This is a genomic window from Streptomyces iranensis (assembly GCF_017874715.1).
Classification (GTDB): Bacteria; Actinomycetota; Actinomycetes; order Streptomycetales; family Streptomycetaceae; genus Streptomyces; species Streptomyces iranensis.
In genome coordinates this window covers 313,293-328,027 of record NZ_JAGGLR010000012.1, presented here as the reverse complement: position 1 = coordinate 328,027, position 14,735 = coordinate 313,293, and the positions used below count along the sequence as shown (strand labels likewise).

At 68.7% G+C, this 14,735-nt stretch carries 14 protein-coding genes and 4 pseudogenes; 9 read left to right on the top strand and 9 right to left on the bottom strand.

What is annotated here, in order from left to right:
- From J2Z30_RS23720 to J2Z30_RS51755, 5 genes and pseudogenes are all read right to left on the bottom strand, one after another.
- Positions 1 to 212, bottom strand: a 212-nt coding sequence (locus J2Z30_RS23720) for a biotin carboxylase N-terminal domain-containing protein (protein WP_281062737.1), incomplete at its 3' end; no start/stop codon positions are given.
- 26 nt (positions 213 to 238) lie between these two features.
- Positions 239 to 514: pseudogene (locus J2Z30_RS23715) on the bottom strand (cobalamin-dependent protein); the annotation flags it as partial.
- Positions 515 to 625: 111 nt separating this feature from the next.
- Positions 626 to 835 carry an acyl-CoA carboxylase subunit epsilon gene (locus J2Z30_RS23710; protein WP_078957186.1) on the bottom strand — a complete coding sequence of 70 codons (210 nt, stop codon included), beginning with the start codon at positions 833 to 835 and terminating at the stop codon, positions 626 to 628.
- A gap of 36 nt (positions 836 to 871) precedes the next feature.
- Positions 872 to 2,467: an acyl-CoA carboxylase subunit beta gene (locus J2Z30_RS23705; protein ID WP_209468808.1), complete on the bottom strand. Its 1,596-nt coding sequence runs from the start codon at positions 2,465 to 2,467 to the stop codon at positions 872 to 874.
- A gap of 393 nt (positions 2,468 to 2,860) precedes the next feature.
- The gene (locus J2Z30_RS51755; protein WP_209468807.1) at positions 2,861 to 3,205 is read right to left on the bottom strand and encodes a Zn-ribbon domain-containing OB-fold protein; all 345 of its coding nucleotides are present in this window, start codon (positions 3,203 to 3,205) and stop codon (positions 2,861 to 2,863) included.
- Positions 3,206 to 3,588: 383 nt separating this feature from the next.
- Here J2Z30_RS51755 and J2Z30_RS23695 point away from each other — a divergent pair, with 383 nt between their 5' ends.
- The 4 genes and pseudogenes from J2Z30_RS23695 to J2Z30_RS23685 all read left to right on the top strand — a co-directional run.
- Positions 3,589 to 4,272: a TetR/AcrR family transcriptional regulator gene (locus tag J2Z30_RS23695; RefSeq protein WP_044580312.1), complete on the top strand. Its 684-nt coding sequence runs from the start codon at positions 3,589 to 3,591 to the stop codon at positions 4,270 to 4,272.
- A 308-nt stretch (positions 4,273 to 4,580) separates the two neighbouring features.
- The gene (locus J2Z30_RS23690; protein WP_308280029.1) at positions 4,581 to 5,507 is read left to right on the top strand and encodes a cytochrome P450; all 927 of its coding nucleotides are present in this window, start codon (positions 4,581 to 4,583) and stop codon (positions 5,505 to 5,507) included.
- Positions 5,508 to 5,529: 22 nt separating this feature from the next.
- Positions 5,530 to 5,664: pseudogene (locus J2Z30_RS51750) on the top strand (electron transfer flavoprotein subunit beta); the annotation flags it as partial.
- A gap of 53 nt (positions 5,665 to 5,717) precedes the next feature.
- Positions 5,718 to 5,855, top strand: a pseudogene (locus tag J2Z30_RS23685) (transposase); the annotation flags it as partial.
- A 177-nt stretch (positions 5,856 to 6,032) separates the two neighbouring features.
- Here the strand turns inward: J2Z30_RS23685 and J2Z30_RS23680 are convergent.
- Positions 6,033 to 6,648 (bottom strand): annotated as a pseudogene (locus tag J2Z30_RS23680) (phosphotransferase family protein).
- Positions 6,649 to 6,809: 161 nt separating this feature from the next.
- Between J2Z30_RS23680 and J2Z30_RS23675 the strand changes: the two are divergent.
- Entirely contained in the window at positions 6,810 to 7,301 is a 492-nt protein-coding gene (locus J2Z30_RS23675) for a hypothetical protein (protein ID WP_044580314.1), read from the top strand.
- Positions 7,302 to 7,494: 193 nt separating this feature from the next.
- Here the strand turns inward: J2Z30_RS23675 and J2Z30_RS23670 are convergent, their stop codons facing one another.
- Positions 7,495 to 9,480 (bottom strand): helix-turn-helix domain-containing protein, encoded by a 1,986-nt coding sequence (locus J2Z30_RS23670; RefSeq protein WP_044580317.1) that lies wholly within the window; start codon positions 9,478 to 9,480, stop codon positions 7,495 to 7,497.
- Positions 9,481 to 9,606: 126 nt separating this feature from the next.
- Here J2Z30_RS23670 and J2Z30_RS23665 point away from each other — a divergent pair, with 126 nt between their 5' ends.
- The gene (locus J2Z30_RS23665; RefSeq protein WP_044582519.1) at positions 9,607 to 9,810 is read left to right on the top strand and encodes a hypothetical protein; all 204 of its coding nucleotides are present in this window, start codon (positions 9,607 to 9,609) and stop codon (positions 9,808 to 9,810) included.
- Here the strand turns inward: J2Z30_RS23665 and J2Z30_RS49815 are convergent.
- Complete coding sequence (locus tag J2Z30_RS49815; RefSeq protein ID WP_044580319.1) at positions 9,796 to 10,221, bottom strand: hypothetical protein; 426 nt, start codon at positions 10,219 to 10,221, stop codon at positions 9,796 to 9,798. The genes J2Z30_RS23665 and J2Z30_RS49815 overlap by 15 nt on opposite strands.
- 310 nt (positions 10,222 to 10,531) lie before the next feature.
- Between J2Z30_RS49815 and J2Z30_RS23655 the strand changes: the two genes are divergently transcribed.
- Together J2Z30_RS23655 and J2Z30_RS23650 are read left to right on the top strand one after the other, a co-directional pair.
- A complete protein-coding gene (locus J2Z30_RS23655; RefSeq protein WP_209468806.1) occupies positions 10,532 to 10,987 on the top strand; it encodes a hypothetical protein in 456 nt (151 codons plus the stop codon).
- Complete coding sequence (locus J2Z30_RS23650; RefSeq protein WP_209468805.1) at positions 10,984 to 12,738, top strand: M48 family metalloprotease; 1,755 nt, start codon at positions 10,984 to 10,986, stop codon at positions 12,736 to 12,738. Before J2Z30_RS23655 ends, J2Z30_RS23650 begins: the two co-directional genes overlap by 4 nt.
- Before the next feature lies 1 nt (position 12,739).
- On the opposite strand, the gene J2Z30_RS23645 is transcribed toward J2Z30_RS23650, so the two are convergent.
- A complete protein-coding gene (locus J2Z30_RS23645; protein WP_209468804.1) occupies positions 12,740 to 12,901 on the bottom strand; it encodes a hypothetical protein in 162 nt (53 codons plus the stop codon).
- A 796-nt stretch (positions 12,902 to 13,697) separates the two neighbouring features.
- Here J2Z30_RS23645 and J2Z30_RS23640 point away from each other — a divergent pair.
- On the top strand, positions 13,698 to 14,594 hold the full coding sequence (locus J2Z30_RS23640; protein ID WP_245388365.1) for an alpha/beta hydrolase: 897 nt from the start codon (positions 13,698 to 13,700) through the stop codon (positions 14,592 to 14,594).
- Positions 14,595 to 14,735: the final 141 nt, after the last annotated feature.

The following is a 14,735-nucleotide window of genomic DNA, read 5'->3' as shown; positions in this document are numbered from 1 at the left end:
TCGGCGGCCGCGGCCAGGACCTTGGCCTGGTCGAGATAGCTGGCCGCCGGGGTGTCACCGCCCAGTGCATAGGCTTCATCGGCCGCGCGCACATGACATGCGTCCCGGTCCGGGTCGGCGTAGACGGCTACGCTCGCGATCCCGGCATCCCGGCAGGCACGGGCAACACGGACAGCGATCTCGCCACGGTTGGCGATGAGCACCTTCGTCAGCATGTCGGCTCCAGGGTCCGGTTCGGGGCGGCGTCGAGTTGGTCGATGGTTTCGAGCGTCAGATTGCCGCCGGAAAGTACGGAGAGACCCGGGAGTGCCGCATCCTCGGCGACGACAGTGGCGACGATCTGTTCCGGGGCCTGGTGCGGGCCGGTGTCGATGACCTCGTAGCCGGTGTCGCGCAGGCCCCGGGCGATGACGTTGGCGCCGCGGTCGTGGCCGTCAAGCCTGGGCTCGGCGATACGGGTGCCCGGCACCGGCGCGGCACCGGCGCGAGCTGTCCGCTGTTGCGGAGTCTTCATGGTCTCTCCGTTCGAATGGTCAGCCGGGCGGGAGGACCCCACCGGCCGCCGGGGCCAGGGAGTACGCCGTGCTTGTGCGATGACGTCGCGGATGCGGGCCCCGTGGGTTCCTCAGCGTGGCCAGTAGGAGCTGCGCCACGCCGCCGGGCCCGGCTGGGGAGGGGCGCTGCACGAGATGTTGCGGGTTTTGACAGTCCACTCGTCCAGTCGCTGCGGCGTCGCAGGGACGGCTGAGGCCGCTGCGGTGCGGGCTTGGATCACCGCGAGCGCGGCGGCCAGCTCTTCGTGAGTGGGGTTGCCCCGTACGACCGTGAACACCATTGGCCGCCCTTTCCGAAGTCCATGAGGTCAGTGGGGTCAAAGGGGGATGTTGCCGTGCTTCTTCGGGGGCAGCGCTTCGCGCTTGTTCCGCAGGGTCCGCAGGCCGCGGACGATGTGGCGACGGGTCTCGGAGGGCATGATCACCGCGTCGACGTAGCCTCGCTCGGCCGCGATATACGGATTCAGCAGGGTGTCCTCGTAGTCCGCGATCAGCTCGGTGCGGGTGCTCTCCGGGTCGTCGGAGGAGGCGATGGTGCGCCGGTGGAGGATGTTGACCGCGCCCTGGGCGCCCATGACCGCGATCTGCGCGGTCGGCCACGCCAGGTTGAGGTCCGCGCCCAGGTGCTTGGAGCCCATCACGTCGTACGCGCCGCCGAACGCCTTGCGGGTGATGACCGTGATCAGCGGGACGGTGGCCTCCGCGTAGGCGAAGATCAGCTTGGCGCCGCGCCGGATGATGCCGTTGTACTCCTGGTCGGTGCCGGGCAGGAAGCCGGGCACGTCCACGAAGGTCAGGACGGGCACGTTGAACGCGTCGCAGGTGCGCACGAAGCGTGCGGCCTTCTCGGAGGCGTCGATGTCCAGGCAGCCGGCGAACTGCATCGGCTGGTTGGCCACGATGCCCACCGGGTGGCCCTCGACCCGGCCGAAGCCGGTGATGATGTTGGGCGCGAAGAGCGCCTGCGTCTCCATGAACTCGTTGTCGTCCAGCACGTGCTCGACGGCCTTGCGTACGTCGTACGGCTGGTTCGCCGAGTCCGGGATGAGGGTGTCCATCTCCCGGTCCTCGTCCGAGACCTCCAGATCGGCCTCGTCGGGGAAGGCCGGGGGCTCGGAGAGGTTGTTGGAGGGGAGGTAGGACAGCAGGGCCTTGACGTACTCGATGCCGTCCTTCTCGTCCCCGGCCATGTAGTGCGCGACACCGGAGGTGGTGTTGTGGGTCCGGGCGCCGCCCAGCGCCTCGAAACCGACGTCCTCACCCGTGACCGTCTTGATCACATCCGGACCGGTGATGAACATATGTGAGGTCTGGTCGATCATCACCGTGAAGTCGGTGATCGCCGGGGAGTAGACCGCCCCGCCCGCACACGGGCCCACGACCAGGCTGATCTGCGGGATCACCCCGGAGGCATGGGTGTTGCGGCGGAAGATCTCGCCGTACATGCCGAGGGAGACCACACCCTCCTGGATGCGGGCGCCACCGGAGTCGTTGATGCCGACGACCGGACAGCCGGTCTTCAGCGCGAAGTCCATGACCTTGACGATCTTCTCGCCGAACACCTCCCCGAGCGCCCCGCCGAAGACCGTGAAGTCCTGGGAGAACACGGCCACCGGGCGGCCGTCGACCGTGCCGTAACCGGTCACGACCCCGTCCCCGTAGGGCCGGTTCTGGTCGATGCCGAAGTTGGTCGAGCGGTGCCGGGCGAACTCGTCGAGCTCGGTGAAGGACCCCTCGTCCAGAAGGAGGTCGATGCGTTCGCGCGCGGTCAGCTTGCCCTTGGCGTGCTGCTTCTCCACCGCGCGCGCGGACCCGGCGTGGGTCGCTTCTTCGATGCGGCGCTGCAGGTCCGCGAGCTTCCCCGCGGTCGTGTGAATATCGACGTCGGCCGGCTGCGCGGGCTCGGTGCTCACTGCTCGGCTCCCTTCCGAGCGTTGGCGCCGCTGACTTGCCAGGTGGTGAGCAAGAGCCCGGTTGCCGAGGCAGCTGTGAATGAGTTTCCGAGCGGGAACGGCACTGCCATCCGCACCGGGGAACCCGGAATGAGGGTGTCCGGTTGGTCAAGCGGGGCCGTCAGACCGGCGCCTGGGGGCACCGTTACGTCCTTGCGTCTCAGCGTTCTTGGCAGGAACGAATCGGTCGGCATTGGGGGGCAGCGTGGCAGGTGGCAGCCAGGAGGGATCATTGGAGGCACTCCAGAGGTGATGGGCAATGGCCTGCGGGGCCGAACTCAAGGTCAGAAGGTGTCGTGGGGGACGTACACACCCCAGACGTCGCTGGAGCAAGTGGGCGTGCTGCCTCGACGTTCATCGCCACGGAGCCTGTGGAGGCTCGCAGAGGCGGAAGAGGAGTGCCTGAGGGCCGGACTCGATGCCTTCTGTCAGACACACCGGGGCCCCGACCCGCACAGTGAGCGGCGGCACGCCGATGACCCTGGAGCACAGCCAGAATCCCTCGTTCATGTTGATGGTGGCGAGTGCGCACTGTCTCCCGGGGCTCCGGCCCATGGCCAGGACATGACGGATGACCCCGGTGCCGCAACTGAGCTCCCAGGCGAGATCGGTGGAGGCGCAGACGGGACACAACAGACGGCGGAAGACTGCGGTCCGACACCAGCGGCAGCGCTGGAAGCGCAGCTCTCCACCCCCCACTCCACCGAGCGGCACCTGCGTGGGGCAGTCCGCCTCCGGGAGTGGGCTCGCGCTTGGATCGACCTCCCGTTCGACGGGAGCGCTATCCGTGGTTGCGATCGCTGTATGGAGCACGGTGTTCCTCTCCGTCCCCGTCCCGAAATGACCCGCGACGGGAGGCGAGGGCTCACCGATCACGGCTGTAGGACATCGGCACCGCTGTGGCGGCGTGTTTCACAAGCTATGGTACCCAGTCCCGAAAGTAAAGGACTTAGTCCCAAGGGTGGTCTGTGATGGAAGGCTCGCCGCGTCACTCGGCGCCCGATGCCCGCAATGCGGTGTTCGATCCCATCGAAGCGAGGCAAGTGGCGTCTGCGCGGTGAGACGGGGAAGGATGAGCGGTCATGAGCAAGCCACCTGCACGGATCCGACTGGCAGACGCCGCATTCGCGCTCTTCGACGAGCGCGGATACGAGCAGACGACCGTCGACGACATCGCCGAGCGAGCGGGACTCGGGCGCACGACGTTCTTCCGGAACTACCGATCCAAGGAAGACGTCATCTTCCCGGACCACGACCGGCTCCTGGAGTTGATCAGAGATCGGCTGGCGCCCTCGAGCCACAGCACCGCTCTGGTCGCCGTGTCAGACGCGGTTCGACTCGTACTGCTGCACTACGTGGAGGAGGGCGACCTGGCGAGGCGGCGCTATGCCCTCACCAGCAAGGTGGCTGCCCTGCGTGACCGGGAGATCGCCAGTGTGGGCCGCTATCAGCGACTGTTCCGGGAGTTCATCGCCGACTGGATGGGAGGCCCGACGGAACCGGCGTCGCTGAGGGCCGAACTCATGGCCGCCGCGGTGGTCGCCGCCCACAACCATGTGCTGCGTCGCTGGCTTCGGAGCGAGTCGTCCGACCCGGTCACCGAGGTGGACGAGGCGATGCGTGAGGTGCTCGCACTCTTTCCGGCGCCCGGCTCCTCACCGCAGCCCGGCGGTGGCACCACCGTCGTCGCGTTCAGGACCGGGCAGGACATCGACACCCTGCTCCCCTCGCTGCGACGTCTCGTCGAGGACGGCGCCGAGCGCTGAAGCCGGCTCCGTTTGATCGAGTGATGCCGCGCACAGCGGAGACAGGGGCACGCTTGGGTGTGTTGGCTTCCGGCCGTGGCTTCCCCGGTCCCGCACACCTTCCCATCCCATAGCGGAACCGCCGGGACCAGCGTAGGAGGCTGCCGCCCGGCGGTGCTCGGCGTCCGTGCCCCTTCCGTCCCGACAACGCTCTGCACGCAGTCACCCCCTACCGGTGGCGGCTCTGCGGATTCTCGCCCTGGGCCGGCTTCACCCTCCCACCCGCGCTCGCCAACAACGGCACTCCCAGCCACCCCGGACTGCGCCGCGTGGTGACCCGATTCTTCAACGCCGAGCGCGTCGCCGCGGCCATCCCGGTCATCGAGCGCGTCGCCGAGGACTTGCTCGACGCCGCGCGGTCGGAGATCGAGGCCACCGGTCGCTGCGAGCTGTTCAGCTCGTTCGCGCAGGTGCTGCCCTGCCGGGTACTGATGGAGCTCCTCGGCATCCGGGGAGTCGCTCCGGCCACCTTGATCGGCTGGAGCGATGCCTCACTGGAGCTGTTCTGGGGCAGGCCCACTCCCGAAAGACAACGAGAACTGGCGGAGCTAGTCGGCGAGTTCCACCAGTGGCTGACCGACACAGTGCGCGGCGATGCCGCCCCGCCCACCTCGTTCATCGGTGCGTTGGCTTCCCACCGTTTGCCCGACGGCGAGCCGCTGGACATCGGGACAGCGGTGGCCGCGTGCTTCTTCGTGTTCATCGCGGGACAGTCCACCACCGGGCAGCTCATCGCCACGGTGCTGCGGCGAGCGCTCACCGAGCCGGGTCTGTGGCAGCACGTGCCGCGGCGGACGGGTCTGGCCGAGGCATGGGTGGAGGAGGTGCTATGCCGTGAACCGCCGGTCACTACGTGGCGCCGGGTCACCGTCCGCTCCGCCGAACTGGGCGGGGTGAGCATCCCTGACGGCGCGCAGTTGCTGCTGATGCTGTTGGGCAGCGGATCCGACCCGGAGGTATTCCCCCACCCGGAGCGGATGCGCCCGTATCGGACGAACGTCCGTCACCACCTCGCGTTCGGCGTCGGCCGTCATCGCTGTCCGGGCGCGTCCCTGGCGCGCACGGAAGCGGCCGTGGCCTTGCGCGTAGCGGCCAGTCGCCTGTCCGGAGTGCGGCTGGAGGAAGATGGGACCGAGCCCCCGATGCTGGATCTGCTGTCCTTCCGGGCTCCCCTCGGCGTCACCGTCAGTCCATGAAGCGGCGGCCTGCCCTGAGACCATCGACCGGAATGACGCGGACGGCTTGCTCTCCGAGTTCGACGAGTACGCGGTCGAGTAGGCGCGGCAGATCGCCGAAGGCCAGCGGCAGGAAGTGGACGACGATGTCGAGGTCGCGGTCTTGACCGCCAGCCCCGGGCCCCAGCCGGCCGGGTGTGGAGTATGTCCGTACGGCGGCCGTCCAGCAACGTGCTGGTCAGCGGCTGTGCCTGGCGAGCGTTGCCGCCGTGCTTCGGCGTGTCGAAGACGACCGCGCACCGGCGGTTTCTGATCTGGTCCAGAGCCGGTGTGTGGGGCCGCCTGCACGAAGCGGTCCTGCACCGGCTGGGCACCAGGAGACCTGACACCCCAACGCCACCTCGCAGCTGCCGGCCCCCGACACGGTTACCCCCGCACGCCCCGGCGACATGGGCAGCAGAGTGAGTAAGGGCAAGCGATGCGCCCCAAGGAGCTGGCTTGTTCGATGCGTCGGAACGCACTCGTAGCAGTCGGGCCCGCGCAGCCTCACAGCCGGGAGCTCAACACGTCGACCACAGCCCGGCGCGTACGGGGCGAAGCCCTGTGCTCGACCAGCCAGCGCACTGCCAGCAGGCTTCGCAACGACCACCACACGTGGATCATGTCGAGGTCGACGTCGGTGCCATAGCCGGCGACGACGTCGCCGAGGCCTCCCGAGCGTCAAGGTGGCGAGGTCGAACAGAGCATCACCCCGGCCCGCCTCGGACCAGTCGATGATGCCAGTGATCTCGTCGCCGTCGATGAACACGTGTGTGATCTTCAGGTCGCCGTGCGTGGACGCCGGAGTCCACGGCCGGGGCGCGTCCTCGGCGACTTGGCGGTTGCGGGTGACCAGGTCGGCGGGCAGGACACCGTTCGTCACGAGCCACTCGCACTCGGCCTTGAGATCCGTCGCCAACTCGTCAAGGCCCCGGCCGGGCCACGGTGGCAACGGAGCGTCGTGCAACTTCCGGATGGCGGCACCTGCCGTGGCCCACGCCGCCGGCGACGCGGTCGACGGCTTGCCGAGGCGGCCGAGCGCCGTCCCCGGGACCGCGGCGATCGCGAGTAAGGGCGGCTTGCGCCACAGGACCTTCGGGGTCGGGACCGGCGCCAGGGCCATCGCCACGACCTCGGGGGAACCGACGAAATGCGGAGGGCGGGGTGACGAAACGAGCGACGGGCTCAGCACCGAGAGCTCGGCGGTGCTTCTCGGTCGACGTGAAAGCATCGGTCGGCGATTCGGGTGGGAACCTGCGGCATTCGGGCCGCGTTTTCCTGGGCGTGACCGAATCGCCCAGCCTCTCCAGCCCTGACAACTGCGCGAGCTCTGACAGCGACGAAGAGTCCCTGCGGCCTGGTCCACTATGGCGCCATGCCTTGTGGGCGGCGGGCGTCACCATCCTCGGGGTCGGCCTGGGCTGGGCCGACGCGTCGTTCCGTCTCGGCTCCGATGAGTACGGGATGCCGCTCGCCGCTCCGGGGCAGGTGCGGCCGTACCTGGTGGCCTGGACCGCGACCGGTCTGACGGCGGCAGCCGCGCTGCGGGCTGTCGCCGCCAGGGTTCCGCTCCACGGGCCGGATGTGCTCGCAGTCATACTCACGTTCATGGGCACCCGGCTCTCACTGGGCTTTCGGCCGGAGCCACCGGTGCTGGGTGCCTCGGCCGCAGCCGCACTGACGGCAGCGTTCATATGGTGCGCCCTTGCGCTGCGCCGCGGCTTTCGTGGGTACCGCGGGCGGCGAGCTACTTCGGGCGGGCGAGGGGCCGGGTAAGCATGGGATCCGCCACCCGACCGTCGGCGAAGCTCCAGGTCAGCTGATTTCGTCGGTTGGCCCCTCGACGTCGATTGTTCTGTCGCACTCAAAGTTGAGCGTTCTCACCGAACATTGAGCAGCTGAGCGCGTCGAGCTGGGCAAGGGAAAGATTCGCTCATAGCTTGTCTGTGATATTTGCCGTGATCCGCTGCTACATATCCGCAGGTGGCTGTGTGAAGAGGTCCCAGGGCGCGGATGGCGTGCCATCGGGGTCCAGTCCGTACGGCCACGGGTCTCCGTTCTCCCGCCTCGCGTCGAGATCGATCATGGAGGCGGCGTAGCCGGCGTCGGCGTTTCGGCGGGCGAACTGCTCGGTCTCGGGCCAGGCCCTGGTCTCCTCGCGTATCAGGTCGAGTTGGTTCTGGGCGTCGATGTAGATGGCGAGATCGTTCAGGGCGTCGGCGTAGTCGGCGAGATCGTTCGGGGCGTCGGTGTCGGCGGCTCGCCGGGCAAGCCGTTCGACCTCGTCCTGTCGCCGGACGAACCGTTCGAGCCTGTCTTGGTCCTCGACCAACTGTCGCCAGCGGGCGAGAGAGTTCGGGGCCGAGGCGTCGCCGGCGTCGGCGGCTTGTCGGACGAGCTGTTCGGCCCCGTCCTGGTCCCCAGCCTTCTCCCGTACCAGGGCGAGACTGATCAGGGCGCTGGTGCTGCCGGCATCTGCGGCCTTCTGCCAGAGGTGGTAAGCCCAGCGGTCACGGCGCCGGTTGGCGGCGGCCTCGGCGAGTTCGGCGAGGCTGTCGGGGTGGGTGAGGCGGTCGTGTGCGGCCTGCCAGAAGGAGGCCGGGGGGCACAGCATCTTGCGCTGATTGAGGCCATGCTGTTCGAGGTAGTCGGCCAGCCGGTAGGCCGGTTGGTCCGGCGCGGCTCCTGCTGGAGTGCTGTGGGTGCGGGGGCGGATGCGGCGCAGGGGGGCGAGGTTACCGTGGACGGCATCGGTGCTGCTGGCGAGGGCTTGTTCAAGCCAGTTGTCGGCGAGGGTGTCGTACTCGTCGTCGGTGAAGTAGTCCGCTGCTGCGTGTTCGAGGAAGGCCTGGGGCAGGTGGAGGCCGGCTCCGAGGCGGCGGGCGTCCATGGCCGCGTGCAGCAGGGCCCTGGTCGGCGGCGCGGCGCTCTTGTAGCGGTGCAGCAGTTCCGGAGCCCCTGCCAGGTACTGCGTCAGCCGCCCGTCACGCGCGCGCTTCAGAGCGTGCGCGAGCTGCCGGTCACCTGCCTCCGCCTGGGCTCTGGTGGCGTCCGTGGCGGCGGCATCGAAGCTGTCGGGCAGGGTGATCCGCCGCACGGTCAAAAGCTCCCGCACCTGGGAGTACGGATCTTCCTGGCTGGGTTTGGGGAGTTTGGTGTAGGCGTTGGCGTACTCGGGCCACAGCGTGCCCAGGACCAGGACTGGCGCACGTTTCAGGTCGGTGAGCAGGGAGTGCACAGCGGCGGTGATGCGTTCGCCGAGCCCTTGGCCCGCGCCGAGATAGTGCTGAGCCTCGTTGAGCCAGACCACGGTGCGAGGAGCGACGCGCGCGAGGTCGGCGAGCGCCGCTTCAGCGCGGGTGGGGTCGAAGGGGTGCCACAGCCTCCATCCCAAAGGGGCGAGCGGCTGGACGGCCTCCCAGCAGGCGCGGGTCTTGCCCGTCGAGGACGAGCCCACCAACACCGCCATCCGACTGTGCCCGTTCGCGGCGGCAGCAACGAGGTCAGCCAGTTCTCCATCGTGTGGGCGGGATACATAGCTCGGCAGCACAGAGGCCACATGGCCTCGCCCCTGCGGGCCGCCCGCCCGGCTGCGTTCCTCGTCGGCGGGGGCGTACACGGCCGGGTGGACTTCCAGATCGTGGGGGTCCCAGTCACCGATCGGCCGGCCCACCACGCCGTCAGGACTTTCGACTGGCCCGGAGGCGGTGGCCAGCAGATCCAGTAGAGACCGGACCTCCTTGCCGAGACCGAGGGCACGCGCCAGCCCGGCCACGGTCTGCGCCGACGGCGCGGGCGCGGAGTCACTGAGCGCCTGATTTACGACTGTGCGGCCCAGACCGGCGCGACGAGCCAGCTGCACCTGGGTCCCGCCCCACGCGGCATGACCAGCTTTCAGCCGGGCGCGCAGCTCCGCGAGCGCATCCGCCGGCTCCCGGAAACGGTCCGTATCCACACAGCCCCCTGCCCGTGCCGCTGTTCGTCGTTGTTCATCTTCGACCGCCCGCACCACGGCGAACACCCGCTTCGCGAGATTCGGTATCAGACCGACGCCCGTCTCACCGGAGAGGGAACCGACGCCATGACCGCACGTAACGCCGTGATCCTGCTCGCCTGCGCCCTGACTCTCGTGATTGCCGCCCTCGTCGGGGGCGGGGCCGGCTATCTCGCCCGTCGCGACCATGCCACCTACCCCACCGCCCTTACCCGTGCGGCCACCGCCTTCTCCACGACCCTCACTCTGGCCGCCGCCATCGCCACCGCTCTGGCCTCACTGGTCAACTAGCAACACCTCTGGTTGGCCGTCGACGGGGTGGCCGTTCGGCCCGATCCTCACCTCGCGGCCCCCGCTACCGGTGACGTGAGCGTGCGCTGGCTTGTCGACGTCGTACTCGTGCACGACGATGTGCACGGGCTTGCGTCTGCGCTTGCTGTAGTCCCACTTCCGGGCGGTCAGCCTGCGGTGCCACGCCAGCAGCGTCGCGGGCGTCACCGGGAACACCCGCGCCCACCGGTGCCGGGGGATCAGCGAGGACAGCACTGCGAACCACAGCCGATCCGCACGCTCGTAGCGCACCGGCCTCGTGAGCTGCCTGCGCAGCACCACGTTCTCGTGCCGCAGCACGAGCAATTCCGCCTCCTTGGCCGTGTCCGGGCGCAGCGGCACCACCGGGACCGCGAGCAGCTTCCGAGTCACCCGGTATCCGAGTCACCCGGTATACGAGCGAAACGATCACCCGGACAGGGTTCGAGCAGATTGTGATGGCGCGCCGGACCACCCACGAGCAGGAGCGATGAGTTACCGAACGGCACAGGATCGCCAATCACCCGCAGCACCGTCCCGATTTTCCACGGACCAGATCAGCTGAGACATGGACCAGATCCCTTGAGACGGGACAATCGATCGCCTCGGTCAACGGGACGTGATCCATGCCACCACCCCCGTTCCTGCTGCCGTCACGAAGCCGAGCACGGCTACGCCAAGGCCATCTGTTACAATGCGCGCCATGGCCGCGTCCGTACGGGGGATCGTCACGCCGCTCATTGCCGAACATGTGCCGCATGAACGGGAGTTGCTCGAATATGTGCAGCCACTCGACGACGACGGCATCACTCGGCTGTTCACCCGGCCCGATAGCGACGAGCTGCTCGGCTTCGGCGTGGCGGAGGTCGCCGGCCTGATCACCCCCGTCGTATGGCTGGTGGTGAACGAGTTCGTCACCCGGGGAGCAGGCGTCGCGGCGGACGGCTTCTTCGCCCGCATCCGGGCACGCTTCTCCCGGACTCCCGCCCGCGGCACAGGTGTTGCCGCCGACCCGGTGCCGCTGACCCCCGAGCAGCAGAAGGCGGTCTACCAGCGGGTCTACGGCGAGGCGTGCCTGCGGGGCCTCGAGGAGGCGGCCGCGAAGCAGCTCGGGGAAGCCGTCGTCGCCCGGCTGGCCATGGGGCCGTCCGGGCAATGACTACGGCGCAGTCACGAGCGCTCACCGCGCGTGCGACCACCCGGCGGATGCTGATGCTGGTCACAGTGCTGCTCGCGTCCGGAACCGCGCTCATCGGCGAAGCGGTGCTCACGTATCACTCCGCGACCTCGCTCCCGCACTGTGCCTCCGCAACCGGCATGGATCTCCAAGGGCCGAAGTGGCGCACCGAGTTGGGGTTGCGCTTCCACCAGGAGCTGGTCGCCTGCCGGGCGGACGGCGCTCGGACCGCGCTGTACGCGACCGTACTGTGCACCGCCGGCGTCGTGGTGGCGACCGTGCTGCTGTCCCGGTGGCTGCCGCGGTGGCGGCGGCGCAAGGACCGGCTCCCAGAGCTGTATTCCGCGCAGCGGATCGTGGCAGCCGTCGAGGGCGGCAGCGAGAACGACGAGCGGTTGGCGCATCTGGCCCGGCTGGTGCAGCGCGCCGAGCTGCCCCGGGACCGGTTGCCCGGCTTCGTGTGCAATCCCCGGGCACTGTCCGCCGGCGCGGTGACTTTCGGCAGCGTCGGCCGCTACACCGTCTGCCTGAACGTGGGGCTGCTGCCCATACGGACGACCAAGGACAGGTCGCATTTCGACGCGGTCGTGCTGCATGAGCTCGCCCATGTGCGTAACCGGGACGTCGACCTGGCCTATCTCGCCATCGCGCTGTGGCGGGTCTTTTTGATCGCCGTGCTGCTGCCCTGCCTGGCCCTGAACGCGGCCCTGGTGCTCCATGACCGCTTACAGGGCGCCGAGCGGGCGTACTGGGACGGATACGAGCCCGGAGCGAAGACGGCGCTGCTCGCGATGGTGCTCACCGCGCTGGTCTACGTGGCCAGGGCCGACATCCTGCGCCATCGTGAGCTGGTCGCCGACCGAGATGCCGTATTCGAGTTCGGAAGCGACCGGGAGGTGTGGAGAAAGCAGGCGGAATCGCGGTCAGCCGCGCTCCCCCGGCTTCGGCTCCCCCGCTTTCTGCGCAACCACCCGACCTGGAGTGAGCGCCTGGCCGAAGTCGACAACCCCCGCTCCGAGGACAAGGGCGGCACGAAGCTGCAGCTCGCGGTCTTCCTCGTCGCGTACGTGACCATCATTTACTCGGTGATCTCCTGGCTCAAGCTTGACGCGGTCCCGGCGCAGACGGTGATCTATCTCGCGTATCTTGTGGGGCCGCTCATCATCGCCACCGGCTTCGCGGTATTCCCGCGCCGTAAGGCGCGGAGTGCGGACCAGGCGAGTGCGGCCCGCGCCTGGATGTACGGTGTCATCTGGCTGATCAGCGCCTTCGCGATGAACCCGTTCGCGAATTGGGCGCAGGCGGAGGACGACTGGGTGACACAGGCAAGTGCCCATCTGCGCGAGATCTCCGACGAGATGAACGAATGGCGCGACGGACCCGCGGTGAGCGCCACAGTCAAGGACCGCGCCGTCGGCTGGTACGAGCGGGGAGGCTCTGCGGTGCTCGGCCGGTTCGACAAGTACCTTCCGGATGGGGCCGCGGGATCCGATGCTGCCGGCGCCCGCTGTGCCGCCTTGGGCGCGACGGTGAGCGACGCGCTGGAACTGCCGGTCTTTCCGGACTCTGGCGCGGGCGGAAAGGCATGGAAGCGGCTGCTCACGTCGACGGCCCAGGCCCAGGCCCTACAGTGCCGCGCCGGCTACGACCTGGATGCGCCCAACGAAGACGCCATGGTCAACCTGCGCTACTCGCGGGCCAGATCAGCGCTGAGACAGCTCTTGCCGCACTGATTCACGCGGATGCCGCCGAGGCGATCGTGTCGGCGTATGTCGAGGCCTCCAGGATTGTGTCGAAGGCGGCCGGATAGCCGGTGTCCCGGTCCTGGAGCAGATACTGTGCCGCCGGGTTTGTCTCTTGGAGGTCTATGACCATGTTCCGAGCGAGTTGGGTCACCCATGCCGCGGTCGGGTGGGCGGTTGCGCCGAGGATGCGGGAGCGTCGGCTGGCATGTTCGATAACAGCGAGGACGCGCAGGAGGTTGAGCCTTCCCGCTCTGCGGTGGAACGCGATCAGCTCGGCCGGTATCGCGGCACTGATCGCCCATGACGGTGTGCAGGGGCCCGTCGAGGTGTGCGCATTGACCTCGCTGGCAGGTATCGGGATGTGTTGCGAGGCGGCGGTCAGGATTGCCCAAGCGCATGCGCAGGACACCCGAGCATCGTGACAGGTGCCCGCTTGTGTGCCCACGCGCCAATCGGCGCAGCTCACTGCTGGTGGCCTCGATGGCATCTGGGGTCTGGATGGCACCGATCACTTTGGCGATGGCAGGGTCCCTCTCGATGGCCCAGGCTGCTGCTGTCCGCCAGCGCCGTGGATGTGGAGATGGGTGGCACCGGCGGACGCAAAATTCACGCGGCGCAAGGTGTCTGCCCTTCGAGTGCCCGGGGGGGTGCCTGTGATGTGTGTTGGCTGTGACAGCCGGGGCCGGAGACGTGCGCGGCGCGCCCGGCGCCCCCGGGGTCGCCGCGCGCCAGCTGGTGGACCCCAAAGAAGGACGTCACGGCCAATCAACGACCGAGCCCCCGCGTTCGAAGGTGGTGTCAGGCCCACCCCCCGCGAGGGTGCTGGGCCGCTGGTGCGCTCAGCGGGCCGCTCATAGCGTCGGAACATGATGGATGCCACGAACGAACAACGAACGGGTACTACCAGGCGGACGGCGCTGCGCGATCTGGGGATTGCGGTGGGGGGCATGGCCCTGGCCGGCGGGCTCGGAGCCTCACGAGCGGCGGCGGAGCCACGTCGCGGGCCCACCACCTACGTGCTGGTGCACGGTACCCACAGCGCCGGCGCGTTCTGGATGCCGATCGCGCGGGAGCTGACGCTGCGCGGTCACCGCGTCGTCATGGTGGACCAGCCGGGGCAAGGCGCGGAGGCTTTCGTCCCGGAGTCGTATCAGCGGCAGGACCTCAAAGCGATGGCGGTCGAGCCTTCCCCGCTGGAGGGCCTCGGGCTGGACGACTACGAGGCGCGCGTCACGGGTATCGTGCGGCGCGCGGCGCGGAACGGCCCGGTGGTGCTGGTCGGGCACAGCCTGGGTGGCGTATCGGTCAGTCGTGTCGGCGATGCCGTCCCGCATCTGCTTCACCACATCTGCTACATGGCGGCCTTCTGCCCCAGCCGTGCCCTGCCCACAGCGGACGCCTGCACGGCGGCACCCGAGAATGCCAACGCCGTCAGCCCGGTCGAGCTGATGGTCGGTGACCAGGACCAGCTCGGGGTGCTGCGGCTGAACTTCCGGACAGGTGACGGCCGTGAGCTGGCCCTCCTGAAGGAGATGAGCTGCGCGGACTACCCGAACGCCGACTTCCGCAGGTTCATGGCCGGCATGCAGACCGACGAGCCCATCGCCGCTTATGCGGGCCGAGCGGTCGGCCGAGCTGACAGCTGGGGACGCGTTCCCCGCACCTACTTGCGCTTCGGTAAAGACCGGACGATCGCCACCGCGCTCCAGGACAGGATGGTCGCGGAGGCCGACGCACTCACACCCGGCAACCGCTTCCGCGTACACAACTTTCCCGAGGCGTCGCACGTAGGCCCCCTGGATCTCGCCCCCATCGCAGAAGTCCTGGACACACTCGCGGCGTAGGCGCAGCCTGGTTGGCTTCGCAGCTAGTTCAGAGAAGTCACCAAACCGAAGCTGACAGCTCCACTCCAAACGGGACGCATGAAACACCTCCTACGCCCCCCTGGAATGTCCCAGCCTCAACACGCCGGCGTCAGAGTGCCC

Coding starts and splice junctions, on each gene's coding strand:
- J2Z30_RS23710 (WP_078957186.1), bottom strand. CDS start 835: ATGGTGTTCACGGTCGTACGGGGCAACCCCACTCACGAAGAGCTGGCC.
- J2Z30_RS23695 (WP_044580312.1), top strand. CDS start 3,589: ATGAGCAAGCCACCTGCACGGATCCGACTGGCAGACGCCGCATTCGCG.
- J2Z30_RS23665 (WP_044582519.1), top strand. CDS start 9,607: ATGACCGCACGTAACGCCGTGATCCTGCTCGCCTGCGCCCTGACTCTC.
- J2Z30_RS23655 (WP_209468806.1), top strand. CDS start 10,532: ATGGCCGCGTCCGTACGGGGGATCGTCACGCCGCTCATTGCCGAACAT.
- J2Z30_RS23650 (WP_209468805.1), top strand. CDS start 10,984: ATGACTACGGCGCAGTCACGAGCGCTCACCGCGCGTGCGACCACCCGG.
- J2Z30_RS23640 (WP_245388365.1), top strand. CDS start 13,698: ATGGCCCTGGCCGGCGGGCTCGGAGCCTCACGAGCGGCGGCGGAGCCA.